Genomic DNA, 14,857 nt, shown 5'->3' on the forward strand with positions numbered 1-14,857 from the left:
GCGATGACCACAGTAACGGGGGAGAGCGCTCTCCAGGGCAACGGAGTGCTGGGACAGCCGCTGGACAGCCGGGAGGATCCGCAGCTGCTGCGCGGCGAGGCCACGTACGTCGCCGACATCAACCTGCCGGGCACCGCCCACATGGCCATCCTCGGCAGCCGGGTGGCCCACGCGAAGATCCTGTCCATCGAGACCAAGGCCGCGGAACAACTGCCCGGCGTACTGAAAGTGGCCACCGCCGCCGACTTCACCGACGTGATGCCGTTGCCCTGCATCTGGATACCCGGCGGGGTCGAGAGCCACTTCCCGCCCCACCCCTACGGGCTTCCCGGCGCCCGCCCCGTCCTGACCGGTGACGCCGTCCGGCACGTCGGCGACCCGATCGCCGTGGTCGTCGCCGAGACCCCCCGCCAGGCCGCCGCCGCGCTCGCCGCCATCGCCGTCGAGTACGAGCCGCTGCCCGTCGTCACCCGGGCCGACGAGGCCCTCGCCGAGGGCGCTCCCCAACTGCACGAGGCCGTCCCCGGCAACCTGAACGCGTACTGGACCTGCGGCGACAAGGACCGCACCGACGCGGCCATCGCCGAGGCCGAGGTCACCGTCGAACTCGACCTCGTCAACCAGCGCACCATCAACAGCCCCATCGAGCCCCGCGGCGCGGTCGGCGACTACAACGCCGCCACCGGCGAGTACACCCTCTACGCCTCCACCCAGGGCCCGCACAACCACCGCTTCCTGCTCTCCGCCCTGGTCCTCGGCATCCCCTTCAACAAGCTGCGGGTGATCGCGCCGACCGTGGGCGGAAGCTTCGGCACCAAGGGCTACCTCTACCCCGACATGGCGCTGGTCCTCTTGCTGTCCAAGGCGCTCGGCCGGCCCGTGAAATGGGTGGACACCCGCACCGGCCTGATGAACTCCACCGTCCAGGGCCGCGACCACCGCCAGCACGTCACCCTCGCCGGCACCCGCGACGGCCGGATCACCGCCGTGCGCGCCACCAGCTACGCCAACCTGGGCGCCTACCCCTCCACCATCGGCCCCGGAGTCGCCACCGCCCTGATGGGACGCTCCATCAGCGGCATGTACGACATCCCCGCCGCCTTCTGCGAGGTCTACGCCGCCTTCACCAACACCGTCTCGCTCGGCGCCCAGCGAGGCAGCGGACGCGCCGAGGCCGCGTTCCTGATGGAACGCCTCGTCGACCGGTACGCGAGCGAGATCGGCATGGACCCGGCGGTCGTGCGACGCAAGAACCTGGTGCCGAAGGAGAAGTTCCCGTACGACAACGGGCTGGGCTGGACCTACGACTCCGGTGACTACCAGCTCAACTTCGACCGGGCCATCGAGCTGTCCGGCTACGCCGACATGCCCGCCCGCAAGACGCAGGCCCGGGCCCGAGGCAAGCGGCTCGGCGTGGGCATCGCCTCCTACGTCGCCATCTGCGGCGTCGGCCCCTCCACCCGGATGTCGAAGGAGGGCATGCTCGGCGGCACCTGGGAGAGCGCGAACATCCGCGTCCACCCCACCGGCGAGGTCACCGTGACCGTCGGCTCCGCCTCCACCGGCCAGAGCCACGGCACCGTCTTCGCCCAGGTCGCCGCCGACGAACTCGGCATCGACCCGGCGCAGGTACAGGTTCTGGAGGGGGACACGCAGAAGGCCCCGTACGGGCAGGGTACCTACGGCTCGCGCTCCTACAGCATGGCCGCGCCGGCCGTCGCCCTCACCGCCCGCAAACTCAAGGCGAAGCTGGTCAAGGCTGGCGCCGTCTTCCTGGGCGTCCCCGAGGAGAAGGTCGTCTACGCGAACGGCGGCGTCCACGAGGAGGGCAACGAGGAGAACGCGAAGACGTTCGCCGAGCTGGCCATGGCCATGTGGTACGGCTGGGGGCTGCCCCCCGAGATCGAACCCGCCCTCGACGAAACCACCCACTTCGACCCGCCGGACTTCAACTATCCGTTCGGCACGCACGTCGCGGTGGTCGAGGTGGACGAACTGACCGGCGAGACCGAGGTGGTGTCCTACACCGCCGTGGACGACGCGGGCAACATCGGCAACCCGAAGATCGTCCTCGGTCAGATCGAGGGCAGCATCGTGCACGGCCTCGGGCAAGCCCTCATGGAGGCCGCCGAATACGACGAGAACGGGCTGCTCATCAGCTGCGACCTGGGCCACTACGCCCTGCCGCGCGCCGCCGACGTGCCCTTCTTCTCCCTCGACAAGACGACCACCCCGAGCCCGCACAACCCGCTCGGCGCCAAGGGGGCCGGCGAGATCGCCACCGTGCCGCCGGCCGCCGCCGTCGTCAACGCCGTCGTGGACGCCCTGTCCGACCTGGGCGTCCGGCACATCGACATGCCCCTCACACCGGAAAAGGTCTGGCGCCGCCTGAGAGGGGAAGCCCAGTGATCCTCACCGAGTTCGACTACGTACGGCCCGTCGGCCTCGAAGAGGCGCTCGCCCTCCTGGCGGGCACCCCCGGGGCCGTGGCCCTGGCCGGTGGCCAGAGCCTGCTGCCCGACCTGCGCGCCGGCGCCGCCCGGACCGGCCTGCTCGTCGACGTACGGCACCTGGAGGAACTCCGGGGCGTGGAGACCACCCCGGACGGCACGCTGCGGATCGGGGCGCTGACCACGCTCGCCGAACTCGCCGCGCACCCACTGGTGCTCGCGCGGGCCCCCGAGATCGCCGCCGCGGCCCGCGCCAACGGTGACCCCCAAGTGCGCAACCTCGGCACCACCGGGGGGAACCTGGCGGCCACCGGCCGCCCCACCGACCTGCCGCCGGCGGCCATCGCGGCCGGCGCCGAGGTCGAACTGGCCGGCCCCCGCGGCCGGACGACGGTGGCGGCCGAGGACCTCGCCGCCTCCGGGGTACCGGCGGGCCGTGTGATCACGGCCCTGCTGGTGCCCGCCGGCGGACCCGCGGCCGCCTTCGAGAAGAGCGCCGACCGGGCCACCCGCTACCCGCTGTGCGCGAGCGCCGTACGCCTCACCGCCGACGGCCCCCGCATCGCGGTGACCGGGGCAACCGCCCGCGCCCTGCGCCTGCGCGGGGTCGAGGACCGGCTGCGCGCGGGCCCGTACACGACGGACGAGGTGCTCGCCGCCTTCCGCGCCGAGCCCCGCGAGCTGTTCGTCCCGGGCCGCGGCACATCGGCCGAGTACCTCGGCCATCTCGCGGGGGTCCTGACGGCCCGCGCACTGGCGAGGGCCCAGGCACTCGCCTGATCACCGTCCATCACGGGGGAGTTGACGACAGTGGCCGAACCGACCAAGACGACCACGGGGGACATCGCGCACCCGAGCGGCCGGCCGGCCGGCGCGCCCAGAGGCTCCGGCTTCTGGGTGGTGGGGGCGGTCCTCGTCCTGCTGATGCTCTCGTCCTCCGTGCCCTCGGCCCTGTACGTGCTCTACCAGCAGAAGTGGGGCCTGTCGTCGGGCACCATCACGGTGGTCTTCGCCCTGTACGCCGTCACCGTGCTGGCCGGGCTCCTGCTGTTCGGGTCGCTGTCCGACACCCTCGGACGGCGGCCCGTCCTCGGCGCCGCGCTGGTCCTCGCGATCGTGTCCATGGGCCTGTTCGCCGGGGCCCAGGGGCTCGGGCTGCTGCTGGCCGCCCGCGCCGTGCAGGGGCTGGCGGTCGGCCTGGCCACCGGGGCGATGGGCGCTGCCCTGCTGGAACTCACCCCGCGCTCCAAACCCGCGCTCGGGGCCCAGGTCAACAGCGCCGGCCCCACCGTGGGCATCGGGCTGGGCGGCCTGGGCGCCGGGCTGCTCGTCCAGTACGGGCCCGCGCCCACCGTGCTGAGCTACGTCCTGCTGGTCGGGGCCTTCGCGCTCACGCTGGTCGGGGTGGTCCGGATGGGCGAGAGCGCGCCGGGGCTGCGGGCCGGCGGCTTCCGCATCGCCCCGCACCGCATCCGGATACCGCGCGGCGCCGGCGGCCGCTTCGCCGTCCTGGTGCTCACCATCGTCGCCGTCTGGTCGGTCGGCGGGTTCTACCTCTCGCTCGGCCCGCACCTGGCCCTGTCCCTGCTCCGCAGCACCAACTACCTGGTGGGCGGGGCCACCGTGGCCCTGCTCGCGGGCGCCGCGACCGGCGCGCAACTGCTGCTCGGCCGCACCGAGGCGTTACGCACCGCCGTCATCGGACTGCTGGGCCTGCTGGCCGGTCTGGGGCTGGTGCTGCTTGCGCTCGGGCTCGGGTCGGCCCCCGTCTTCCTCGTCGCCACGGCCGTGCTGGGCGCCGGCTGGGGGGCCGCCTTCCTGGGCTCCTTCCGGGCACTCAGCACGCTCGCCGATCCCGCCCACCGCGGCGAGCTCACCGCCGCCGTCTACGTGTTCGCGTATCTCGCCATGAGCGTCCCGTCGGTGCTCGCCGGGATGCTCACCAACATCCACGGCCTGCACCGCACCTCGGTCGGCTTCATGGCCGTCGTCGCCGGGGTGTGCGCGCTGGCCCTGATCGTCACCTTGCGGCTGTCCGCCCGTACGCGGGCAGAGGGGAGTACGGCATGAGCGGCCCGGAGTTGCGGTCTGCCCTGCGCGAGCTGGAGATCTTCGCCGGTCTCACCGAGGAGCAACTGGACTGGCTGGTCTCGGTCACCGAACCCCGGGTGCTGTCCGACGGCGAGGTGCTCTTCCGCGACGGGGACGAGGCCACCTGCTTCCACGTGCTGCTCTCCGGCGGCCTCGTCGTCACCAAGGTCATCGACGGCCGCGAGGAGGTGCTCACCCGACACTCCACCGAGGAGGAGAGCGCCGCCGCCGAGGAACACGACGGCAAACCCTCGGCCGCGCACCGCTTCACCGGCGAATTGCCGCTGCTGACGGACGGCTCCTACGTGGCCACCGCGTCCGCGTCCGGACCCGCGACCACGGTCGTCGGATACCCGAAGCCGGTGTTCTTCGAGATGCTGACCCGCTGCCACGGCGTGGCGGCCGTCCTGCTGCCCGTACTGGCCTGGCGGATCAAGTCCTCCGAGGTGCAGGCCCGCAAACGCGCCACCGTCGAGGCGCTCGGCACCCTCGCCGCGGGCCTCGCCCACGAGCTGAACAACCCGGCGGCCGCGGTGGCCCGGGCGGCGCAGGAGCTCGCCCCCGCCCTGGAGCGGCTGACCCGCACCGCACACGCCTGGGGCGCGGCCGCCTCGGGAGGAGAGCGCTCCCTGCTGGACCGGCTCACCGACGAGTTGGACAAGCTGACGCCGCCGCAGACCTCCGACCCGCTGGCACAGGCGGACGCCGAGGAGGAGATATCGGACTGGGCGGAGGATGCGGGCACCGAACGGCCGGGGCTGCTGGGATCGGGGGTGTCGGACCTCGGGCTGGACCTGGGTTGGTTGCTGGAGCGGTTGGAGGGGATCGGCGAGCCGGCCCTGCCCGCCGCCCTGGACCACCTGGCGGCGCTGCTGGAGATCCGCTCCCTGGCCGCCGAGCTGCGGGCCGCGGGCCCGCGCATCTCCCAGCTCGTCGCCGCCACCCGCGATTACGCCAACCTGGACCGGGCCCCCGAACAGCGCTTCCCGGTGACGGACGGTCTGGAGAACACGCTGGTCGTGCTGCGCTCGAAGCTCTCCGGCATCACCCTGGTACGTGAGTACGAACCCGACCTGCCCGAACTGACGGGCTATCCCGGCGAGTTGAACCAGGTGTGGACCAACCTCGTCGACAACGCGGCCGAGGCCATGGAAGGCGACGGCACCCTCACGCTGCGGGCCCGGGAGGAGGGCGTCTGCATGGTCGTGGAGGTAATCGACACCGGGCGCGGCATCCCCGAGGACGTCCTGCCGCGGATCTTCGAACCCTTCTACACCACCAAGGACGTGGGGAAGGGCACGGGTCTGGGGCTGCACCTCAGCTACCGGATCGTGACCCAACGCCACCACGGGTCGATCACGGCCCGCTCCCGTCCGGGCGAGACCCGGATGGTCGTACGGCTGCCGCTCGCCAGCCCGCCGACGGCAACCGTCGCAGCCGTTCCGGCCGGTCGGGCCGGTTCCGGCACCAGTTGAGCCCGTTCCATCGAGACAGTGGAGTCGAACATGGCCACGTACGACATCTCCAAGCTGCACCCCGTCTTCGTCCGCCAGATGGAGGCGCTCGCCGCACTCGACATCGAGGCGGTCATGAAGAACTACACGGACGACGCCGTGCTGCTGCGCTTCGAGGGGGCCTCGGTGGGGATCGAGGCCGTGCGCGAGACGTTCACCGGCTACCTCTCGGTCAAGCCCACCCTGGTCGAGCTCCAGGAGTACGTCGAGACCGAGGACACGATCTTCTATCGGGCGATCATGAACCTGAACGGCCAACCGGAGCACGCGTTCGGGACACTTGTGGTCCGCGATGGCCGGATCTGGCGTCAGACCGCCGGATTCGGCGGCTGAGCCCCGAGGACTGGGTAGCGTGTGCGGGGAGGGCGGGGGCAGCGCCCTCCCCGTATGCGCGGAACGAGTGACAAAGGGGAGTCAATGGAGCGCGAAACCGGTCGCGTCGAGGCATTCAGCGACGGCGTGTTCGCCATCGTCATTACGATTCTCGTTCTGGAACTCAAAGTTCCGAAAGAAACGGGGTCCGAGTTCTGGCACGGCGTTTGGGAGCAGTGGCCGCATTACGCCGCCTATGTGGTGAGCTTCCTCATCATCGGCGTGATGTGGGTGAACCACCACACCATCTTCAGTCACCTCAAGCGGGTCGACCGCCCGCTGTTGTTCCTGAATCTCCTGGTGCTGATGGTGGTATCGGTGATCCCGTACACGACGACCGTTCTCGCCGAACACCTCATGGAGGAGGGCGGGTCGGCCAACGCGGCCGCCATCCTCTACAGTTCGCTCACCGTGGCCTACGCCTTGGCCTTCCTCGCCTTCTGGTGGTACGTCACCCGGGTCGGCCACCTCTTCCACGAACAGGTGGACAAGGACGGTGCCCGGGCGACCCGAATGCGGTTCGGTCTGGGGGCGATCGCTTACCCCATGACGGTGCTCCTGTCCTTTTTCTCCGCACCACTCACTCTCGTCGCACACTTCGTCATCGCGCTCTACTACGCGGCGAACCAGATCCCGATCCCGCTCGTGGTAGAGGAAGAGCGGCTCGCAACTGCCGGCGACCTCAGGAAGTAGCCGCCCGGGCCTACGGCCGTTCTCGGCGGTCAAGTAGGGTATTGGATCTAGCTGGTCGCGGGGGAGGCCCAGATGGCTCGCGTAGTCCTGCCGGAGGATTCCGCAAAGGAAATCTCCGAGTTGATCGACGTCCTGATCTCTCTGTTCTTCGAGTCATTACCCCGGCGGGACCAGCGAAACTGGGCCCGCGTTTATCTCAATGGTCTCGTACGGACCAACGGGAAGAAAACAATCCGCAACATCGCCGGAACCGGCGCAAGCTCCGTCGAGCAGAGCCTCCAGCAGTTCATCAGCAAATCCCCCTGGGACTGGACCCCCGTACGCCGGTCCCTCGCCCAGCACATCGAACGCACCGCCCAGCGCCCGCTCGCCTGGGTGGTGCAGCCGATGGTCGTCGAGAAGGCGGGCGACCGCTCGGTGGGCGTGGGGCGGCAATTCGTCCCACAACTCGGGCGCACCGCCAACTGTCAGCAGGCCGGGGGGATTTGGCTCGCCTCCAGCGAGGCCAGCTTCCCGGTCGAATGGACCCTCACCCTCCCCGGGCCCTGGACCAGCGAACTGCTGCGCCGTCGCCGGGCCGGCATCCCCGACACGGCGCGCTCGCTCACGCCCGCGCAGGACGCCGTACACGCCGTTCAGCGCATGGCCGCCACCTGGCAACTCCAGCGGCGGCCCGTGGTGATGGAGGTCTCCAACAGCGACCTCCCGCAGTGCATCGAGTCCTTCACGCTCCAGGACATCCCCTTCGTCTTCAAGGTCGACGGCTCACTGCCCGTCTCCTTCGGCGGGTCCGGACGCCACAAGCCCGGACCGCACACCGCGCCCGCCCGGGAACTCATCGACTCACTGCGCTCCCAACGCCGCGTCGTCGAATGGACCCGCCACGGTCGCGCCGAGGGCGCGGTCACCCTGCTCACCTCGGCCTCCATCCTCGCCACCGCGGGCGAGGACCGGCCCGCCCCCGCGCCCGCCACCCCGCTGCTGCTCGTCGGCGCCTGGACGGAAGCCGCCCTGCTGCCCTCGGAGTTCTGGATCACCAACATCGGGGACCGGCCGCTCGCCCAACTCTTCCTGCTGGCCAAACTCACCGACCGGGTCTCCCTGGACTTCGCCGAGACCTGCGAACCCGTCGGGATACGCGACTTCGAGGGCCGCTCCTTCCGCGGTTGGCACCACCACGCCACCCTCGCCAGCGTCGCCCACGCCGCCCGGCTGCTGGGCAGCGCCGGCGCCCGCCTCCCCGACCCGGCAGCCCTGCCCTACCAGGGCCCGACCCGCCCCCGCCCGCCCGCCGTCCTGCCGCCGAGGCCGCTCATACCCGGGCAGGCCCCCCGCCGCGCGTACATCCGCTGATGCTGGACATCGCGGGGGAACTCCGCGCCTGGTGCGCCGAGCGGCGCGAGTTCGCACTGGCCACGGTCGTCGCCGTCAGCGGGAGCGCGCCGCGCGGGCCCGGGGCCTCGCTGGCCGTCGACGCCGGGGGCACCGCGCTCGGCTCCCTGTCCGGGGGCTGCGTCGAGTCCGCCGTCCACGAGCTGTGCCTGGAGGCGATCGCCACCGGGGAAGGGGGCGTCCACCGCTTCGGATACAGCGACGACGACGCCTTCGCGGTAGGGCTGACCTGCGGGGGTGTCCTGGACGTACTGATCACCCCGGTGCGCGGGCACGACCCCGTGCGGCCCGTCCTGCGCGCGGTGCTCCACCACGCCGAGACCGGCAGGCGCACCGCGCTGGCCCGGGTGGTCACCGGGCCGCCCCGCCAGCTCGGCCGGGCGCTGGCCGTCCACGCCGACGGCTCCTACGAGGGCCACCTGGGCGGCGAACCCGCCCTGGACCGGGCCGCCGCCGAACGGGTGCGCGACATGCTGCTCGCCGGGCGGACCGGCACCGCCGCCCTGGGGACGGCCGGCGGACTGTGCGGGGCGCCCCTGACCCTGCTGGTCGAGTCGGCCGCCGAGCCGCCCCGACTGATCGTCTACGGGGCCATCGACTTCGCCGCCGCGCTGGCACGGATCGGGGCCTTCCTCGGACACCGGGTCACCGTCTGCGACGCCCGGGCGGTCTTCACCACAGCGGCCCGCTTCCCCGGCGCCGACGAGGTGGTCGTGGAGTGGCCGCACCGCCACCTCGCCGCCGAGTGGGAGGCGGGCAGGCTCGACTCCCGTACCGCCGTCTGCGTCCTGACCCACGACGCGAAGTTCGACGTACCGCTGCTGTCCCTCGCGCTGCGGCTGCCGCTCGCGTACGTGGGGGCCATGGGATCGCGGCGGACCCACACCGAGCGGGCCGCCCGGCTGCGGGCGGAGGGCGTACCCGAGGCCGCGCTGGCCCGGTTGCGCTCGCCCATCGGCCTCGACCTGGGCGGCGGCACCCCGGAGGAGACGGCCCTCGCCATCGCCGCCGAGTTCACCGCGGTCCGCCACGGCGGCAGCGTGACCCCCCTGACCGACCGCCCCGGCCCCGTCCACCGCCGCGTCCTCCCGGTGGGCGAGCCGGCGGGGAGGGGCTGAAGCGGCCCTAGCCCGCCTTGCCCTTGACGTGGTCCACGACCTGCCGGATCGCGTCGCCGGGGGAGAAATCGACGTAGTCGGTGTCGCTGAGCGCCACCGGAACGTGGCCCGGCCCCCAGTAGAAGGCCTGCCCCTCTTCGTAGACCGTCTCCCCGTCGGAGGACCGCATCAGCAGCCGGCCCTTGAGCAGGTAGCCCCAGTGCGGGCACGGGCACATGTCGTCGGGCAGCCCCGTGAGCGCCGGGCCCATGTCCGTGCCCTCGGGCAGATGGAAGAAGCCCACGCTCAGGCCACCGCCGATCTCCTCGACCCTGACATCCAGGCCGTCACCCTCGAGGACGACGGGTGTCTCGTCCCGCTTCATCGCAGGCATGCTTCCTCCAGGAGGTGCTCCGCCGGGGGCCGGACAGGTCCCCTGACGTCCTCTCTCCCACTCTCCGCCGCTGCCGGGTCCCCTGCGCGACGAGCCGGTGCGGCCGCTCGGCCTGGAGGAACCGACCAGGTGGTCCCTTATGTCCTGGACGATCGGACCGGGCTGCATAAACACCGGGTCATGGGAGAATGAAGTACGTGCGTTTCCTCGGCTGCCCTGTCGAGGGCCAACTCCGATCGACTGGGATGTTCAGCACGTGCGTTTCCTCAATGACCAGAAGCCGCCGTACGACCTGACGTACGACGATGTGTTCATGGTGCCGAGCCGGTCCGCGGTCGGTTCCCGCCAGGGCGTGGACCTCTCCTCGCCCGACGGCACCGGTACCACCATTCCCCTCGTCGTGGCCAACATGACCGCGATCGCGGGCCGCCGGATGGCCGAGACCGTCGCCCGCCGCGGCGGCATCGTCGTCATTCCGCAGGACATCCCGATCGAGATCGTCACCGACGTCATCTCCTGGGTCAAGACGCGCCACCTCGTGCTGGACACCCCCATCACCCTGGCGCCCACCCAGACCGTCGCCGACGCGCTGTCCCTGCTGCCCAAGCGGGCCCACGGCGCCGGAGTCGTCGTCGACGCCGACAACCGGCCCGTCGGCGTCGTCACCGACCACGACCTGACCGGCGTGGACCGCTTCACCCAGCTCTCCGAGGTCATGTCGAAGGAGCTGCTGCTCATCGACGCCGACATCGACCCCCGCGAGGCCTTCAACAAGCTAGACGCCGGCCACCGCAAGCTGGCCCCGGCCGTCGACGGTGACGGCCGGCTCGTCGGCCTCCTGACCCGCAAGGGCGCCCTGCGCGCCACCCTCTACACCCCGGCGACCGACGCGAACGGCAAGCTGCGCCTCGCCGCCGCGGTCGGCATCAACGGCGACTTCGTCGGCAAGGCCAAGCAGCTGCTCGACGCGGGCGTGGACACGCTCGTCATCGACACCGCCCACGGCCACCAGGAGTCGATGATCAGCGCGATCAAGGCGGTCCGCGCGCTGGACCCGCAGGTCCCGATCGTGGCCGGCAACATCGTCGCCGCCGAGGGCGTCAAGGACCTGATCGACGCCGGCGCGGACATCATCAAGGTCGGTGTGGGCCCCGGCGCCATGTGCACCACCCGCATGATGACCGGCGTGGGCCGGCCGCAGTTCTCCGCGGTGCTGGAGTGCGCCGCGGAGGCGAAGAAGCACGGCAAGCACGTGTGGGCCGACGGCGGCGTCCGCCACCCGCGCGACGTGGCGATGGCCCTGGCCGCCGGCGCGTCGAACGTGATGATCGGCTCCTGGTTCGCGGGGACCTTCGAGTCCCCGGGCGACCTCCAGCAGTCGGCGGACGGCCGGTTCTACAAGGAGTCGTTCGGCATGGCGTCGGCGCGCGCCGTGCAGAACCGCACCTCGGAGGAGTCCGCGTACGACCGTGCGCGCAAGGGCCTGTTCGAGGAGGGCATCTCCACCTCCCGCATGTTCCTGGACCCGGCCCGGCCCGGCGTCGAGGACCTGATCGACTCGATCATCGCGGGCGTGCGGTCCTCCTGCACGTACGCGGGCGCGGGCTCGCTCGCCGAGTTCGAGGAGAAGGCCGTGGTCGGCGTCCAGTCGGCGGCCGGCTACGCCGAGGGCAAGCCCCTGCACGCCAGCTGGAACCAGTAGCCCCCTCCGTGGCCCCGGCCCCCGTCCGCTCGGACGGGGACCGGGGCCACGGTCGTACCCGGTGCCGCCGCTGCCCGACCGGTCGAGCGTTCGCCGCGTTCAAGGCCGGTGGGGCCGCTCCCGGGGGCCCGAGGTGTGCACGCCCGCCCGGTACTTGGGAATCCGTACCGTGACCTTCATCCCGGCGCCGATCCCCGTCTCGATGACGAGCCCGTAGTCGTCCCCGTAGACCTGTCGCATCCGCTCGTCCACGTTCGGCAGCCCCACCCCCGAGGAAGAGCCCGTCCGCTCGCCGGTCAGGATGCGGCGCAGCAGGGCCGGATCCATCCCCACGCCGTTGTCCTCGATGGTGAGCACCGCCTCGGCGCCCGCGTCCCGGGCCGCGATGGTGATCCGGCACCGGTCGGTGGAGTCCTCCAACCCGTGCTTGACCGCGTTCTCCACCAGCGGCTGCAGGCACAGGAACGGCAGCGCCACCGGCAGCACTTCCGGCGCGACCTGCAAGGTCACCGTCAGCCGGTCCCCGAACCTGGCCCCGGCCAGGGCCAGGTACTGCTCGATGGAACGCAACTCCTCGGCGAGCGTGGTGAAATCGCCGTGCCGGCGGAACGAATACCGGGTGAAGTCGGCGAACTCCAGCAGCAGGTCCCGCGCCCGCTCGGGGTCGGTACGCACGAACGAGGCGATCGCGGCGAGCGAGTTGAAGATGAAGTGCGGGGAGATCTGCGCCCGCAGTGCCTTGATCTCCGCCTCCATCAGCCGCGTCCGCGACCGGTCCAGCTCCGAGAGCTCCAACTGGACCGACACCCAGCGCGCCACCTCCGTCGCGGCCCGCACCAGCACCGCCGACTCCCGCGAGCCGTACGCGACGAGCGCGCCCAGCACCCCGTCCTCGCCGGTCAGCGGGGCGAACACCGCCCACTTCAGCGGACAGCCGGGCCGCTGGCAGTCGGTGCGCAGACTCAGGCTGCGCCCCGACTCCAGCATCCCGGCCACCCGGGCCATCGCCCGTCGCTGGTGGTGGTCGGCGCCCGGCCCGTCCCAGGCCAACACCGCCTCCCGGTCCGTGAGGCACAGCGCCTCGGTCCCCAGCAGCGACCGCAGTCGCCGGGCGGCCTTGCGCGCAGCGTCCTCCGTAAGCCCTGCCCGCAGCGGAGGAGCTGCCAGCGAGGCGGTGTGCAGGGTGTGGAAGGTGGCCCGTTCGACGGGGGTGCCCAGGTCCATGCCCGCGGCCCGTTCCCGGCGCCGGGCCTGCCACCGGCCGCCCGCCCAGCCCAGGGCCAGGAGCGCCACCGCCGCCAGCGCGGCCACCGCCGGCAACACCGTCCCCGTCATCCCCCCCGTCACCGCCCCGGCCACCGCGCGCGCCCGCTCCGGTCCCCGGCCACGTCCTCCGGCAGGTGCAGCCGCGCCAGGGTCGCCGCCGTCCCGGCCGGGACACGGGACCGGGTGGCCAGCGAGACCGTCACCATCGTCAGGAACCCCAACGGCACCGACCACACCGCCGGCCACGCCAGCAGGGTGTGCGCCCAACCCGCCGGCACCAGCCCGCCCCGGGTGGCCACCACCGCGCCGAGCGCCGCCCCGCCACCCGTGACCAGCCCCGCCACCGCGCCCGGCGGGGTCAGTCCGCGCCACCAGATGCCGAGTACCAGCAGCGGGCAGAAGGACGACGCCGACACCGCGAAGGCCAGCCCCACCGCGTCCGCCACCGGCACGTTGGTGGAGGCCACCGCCCCCAGCAGCGGCACCAGCATCGCCACCACCACCGCGAACCGGAACGTCCGTACCCGGCGCCCCGGCAGCACGTCCTGGTGCAGCACTCCCGCCACCGCCATCGTCAGCCCCGAAGCAGTCGACAGGAACGCCGCGAAGGCGCCCCCGGCCAGCAGCGCCCCCAGCAGCTCCCCGAGCAGCCCGCCCAACACCCGTTCCGGCAGCACCAGTACGGCGGCGTCGGCGTCCCCCGTCAGGGCCAGCTCGGGCGCGTAGATCCGACCGAGCGCCCCGTACACCGGCGGCAGCAGGTAGAACACCCCGACGAGCCCGAGCACCACCAGCGTGGTGCGACGGGCGGTCCGCCCGTCGGGGCTCGTGTAGAACCGCACGGCGACGTGCGGTAGGCCCATCGTGCCGAGGAAGGTGGCCAGGATCAGCCCGTACGTGGCGTACAGCCGGTGTTGCCGCCGGTTCGTCGACAGCGGCTCCGACCGACCGGCCCCCTCCGGCCCCGCCTGCGCCCCGGAGTCCGGCACCGCGCTGTCCGGGGCGAACCGGAGCAGCGCGTGAGCCCGTACGGTGTGCTGTCCGGCGGCCAGGGTCACCGGCTCCGCCGTGTACGAGCGACCGTCCACCCGCCCCGTCACGGTCAACGTGAGCGGTTCGGCCAGTGAGATCCGCAGGTCCTCGCCCGGAGTGACGGTGGTGTGCTCGCGGAACACCGCCGGAGCGTCGAAGGTGGCGCGCGGCGCACCGTCCGCGGCCCAGGCGCCGATCAGGAAGAACGCGGGGACCAGCAGGGCCGTGAATTTGAGCCAGTACTGGAAGGCCTGCACGAAGGTGATGCTGCGCATCCCCCCCGCCCCCACGGCCGCCGTGACCACGGAGGCGACGACGACGCCGCCCACCCAGTGCGGTGCGCCCGTCAGGATGCTCAGGGTCAGCCCGGCGCCCTGCAGTTGGGGCAGCAGGTACAGCCAACCGACGCCGATCACGAACAGCACCGCGAACCGCCGCACCGCCCGCGACTCCAACCGGGCCTCGGCGAAGTCGGGCAGCGTGTAAGCGCCGGAACGCCGCAGCGGAGCCGCCACCAGGACCAGCAGCACCAGGTACCCGGCCGTGTACCCGACGGGGTACCAGAGCATCTCGGGCCCCTGGAGCAGCACGAGCCCCGCGATCCCGAGGAAGGAGGCGGCGGAGAGGTACTCCCCGCTGATCGCCGCCGCGTTCAGGCGGGGGCCGACGGTGCGCGAGGCCACGTAGAAGTCGGAGGTGGTCCGGGATATGCGCAGACCCAGCGCGCCGACCAGCACGGTGACCAGGACGACGACGATGACCGCGGTCAGCGCGTACGTCTGGTTCACCGGCGCGTCCTTCGGCTCGGAGAGAGGTCTCCGGAGTCTATGCAGCGCCGCGCACCGGGGGACAGA

Annotated in this window: 12 protein-coding genes; 9 read left to right on the forward strand and 3 right to left on the reverse strand. The window is 72.1% G+C overall.

Annotation, left to right across the window (positions count from 1 at the left end):
• Nucleotides 1-3 precede the first annotated feature (3 nt).
• The 8 genes from ACV7NM_RS26430 to ACV7NM_RS26465 all read left to right on the forward strand — a co-directional run bounded on the left by ACV7NM_RS26430 (nucleotide 4) and on the right by ACV7NM_RS26465 (nucleotide 9,630).
• Entirely contained in the window at nucleotides 4-2,409 is a 2,406-nt protein-coding gene (locus ACV7NM_RS26430; RefSeq protein ID WP_463412609.1) for a xanthine dehydrogenase family protein molybdopterin-binding subunit, read from the forward strand.
• Entirely contained in the window at nucleotides 2,406-3,230 is an 825-nt protein-coding gene (locus ACV7NM_RS26435) for an FAD binding domain-containing protein (RefSeq protein ID WP_463412610.1), read from the forward strand. The genes ACV7NM_RS26430 and ACV7NM_RS26435 overlap by 4 nt, the downstream gene beginning before the upstream one ends.
• Nucleotides 3,231-3,260: 30 nt before the next feature.
• On the forward strand, nucleotides 3,261-4,520 hold the full coding sequence (locus ACV7NM_RS26440; RefSeq protein WP_463412611.1) for an MFS transporter: 1,260 nt from the start codon (nucleotides 3,261-3,263) through the stop codon (nucleotides 4,518-4,520).
• A complete protein-coding gene (locus ACV7NM_RS26445) occupies nucleotides 4,517-6,016 on the forward strand; it encodes an ATP-binding protein (protein WP_463412612.1) in 1,500 nt (499 codons plus the stop codon). The genes ACV7NM_RS26440 and ACV7NM_RS26445 overlap by 4 nt, the downstream gene beginning before the upstream one ends.
• A gap of 30 nt (nucleotides 6,017-6,046) precedes the next feature.
• Entirely contained in the window at nucleotides 6,047-6,388 is a 342-nt protein-coding gene (locus tag ACV7NM_RS26450; RefSeq protein ID WP_136210809.1) for a nuclear transport factor 2 family protein, read from the forward strand.
• An 84-nt stretch (nucleotides 6,389-6,472) separates the two neighbouring features.
• A complete protein-coding gene (locus ACV7NM_RS26455) occupies nucleotides 6,473-7,120 on the forward strand; it encodes a TMEM175 family protein (RefSeq protein WP_136210807.1) in 648 nt (215 codons plus the stop codon).
• A gap of 72 nt (nucleotides 7,121-7,192) precedes the next feature.
• Nucleotides 7,193-8,473, forward strand: coding sequence for an IS701 family transposase (locus ACV7NM_RS26460; protein WP_463412613.1), 1,281 nt, complete (start codon nucleotides 7,193-7,195; stop codon nucleotides 8,471-8,473).
• Entirely contained in the window at nucleotides 8,473-9,630 is a 1,158-nt protein-coding gene (locus ACV7NM_RS26465) for an XdhC family protein (protein ID WP_463412614.1), read from the forward strand. The genes ACV7NM_RS26460 and ACV7NM_RS26465 overlap by 1 nt, the downstream gene beginning before the upstream one ends.
• 7 nt (nucleotides 9,631-9,637) lie before the next feature.
• Here ACV7NM_RS26465 and ACV7NM_RS26470 read toward each other — a convergent pair whose 3' ends face one another.
• Nucleotides 9,638-10,003 (reverse strand): cupin domain-containing protein, encoded by a 366-nt coding sequence (locus ACV7NM_RS26470; protein ID WP_463412615.1) that lies wholly within the window; start codon nucleotides 10,001-10,003, stop codon nucleotides 9,638-9,640.
• Nucleotides 10,004-10,259: 256 nt separating this feature from the next.
• On the opposite strand from ACV7NM_RS26470, the gene ACV7NM_RS26475 reads away from it, so the two are divergent.
• Nucleotides 10,260-11,705 (forward strand): GuaB1 family IMP dehydrogenase-related protein, encoded by a 1,446-nt coding sequence (locus tag ACV7NM_RS26475; protein ID WP_463412616.1) that lies wholly within the window; start codon nucleotides 10,260-10,262, stop codon nucleotides 11,703-11,705.
• 99 nt (nucleotides 11,706-11,804) lie between these two features.
• On the opposite strand, the gene ACV7NM_RS26480 is transcribed toward ACV7NM_RS26475, so the two are convergent.
• Nucleotides 11,805-13,040 carry a sensor histidine kinase gene (locus ACV7NM_RS26480; protein WP_463412617.1) on the reverse strand — a complete coding sequence of 412 codons (1,236 nt, stop codon included), beginning with the start codon at nucleotides 13,038-13,040 and terminating at the stop codon, nucleotides 11,805-11,807.
• Between the two features lie 8 nt (nucleotides 13,041-13,048).
• Nucleotides 13,049-14,791, reverse strand: a complete 1,743-nt coding sequence (locus ACV7NM_RS26485) for a sodium/solute symporter (RefSeq protein WP_463412618.1) — start codon at nucleotides 14,789-14,791, stop codon at nucleotides 13,049-13,051.
• Nucleotides 14,792-14,857 lie beyond the last annotated feature (66 nt).

The organism is Streptomyces sp. Tek67B01, assembly GCF_055231995.1.

Bases quoted from the DNA above. Each gene is read 5' to 3' on its own strand.
- ACV7NM_RS26430 (WP_463412609.1), top strand. From the start codon at position 4: ATGACCACAGTAACGGGGGAGAGCGCTCTCCAGGGCAACGGAGTGCTG.
- ACV7NM_RS26445 (WP_463412612.1), top strand. From the start codon at position 4,517: ATGAGCGGCCCGGAGTTGCGGTCTGCCCTGCGCGAGCTGGAGATCTTC.
- ACV7NM_RS26450 (WP_136210809.1), top strand. From the start codon at position 6,047: ATGGCCACGTACGACATCTCCAAGCTGCACCCCGTCTTCGTCCGCCAG.
- ACV7NM_RS26455 (WP_136210807.1), top strand. From the start codon at position 6,473: ATGGAGCGCGAAACCGGTCGCGTCGAGGCATTCAGCGACGGCGTGTTC.
- ACV7NM_RS26460 (WP_463412613.1), top strand. From the start codon at position 7,193: ATGGCTCGCGTAGTCCTGCCGGAGGATTCCGCAAAGGAAATCTCCGAG.
- ACV7NM_RS26465 (WP_463412614.1), top strand. From the start codon at position 8,473: ATGCTGGACATCGCGGGGGAACTCCGCGCCTGGTGCGCCGAGCGGCGC.
- ACV7NM_RS26470 (WP_463412615.1), bottom strand. From the start codon at position 10,003: ATGCCTGCGATGAAGCGGGACGAGACACCCGTCGTCCTCGAGGGTGAC.
- ACV7NM_RS26480 (WP_463412617.1), bottom strand. From the start codon at position 13,040: ATGACGGGGACGGTGTTGCCGGCGGTGGCCGCGCTGGCGGCGGTGGCG.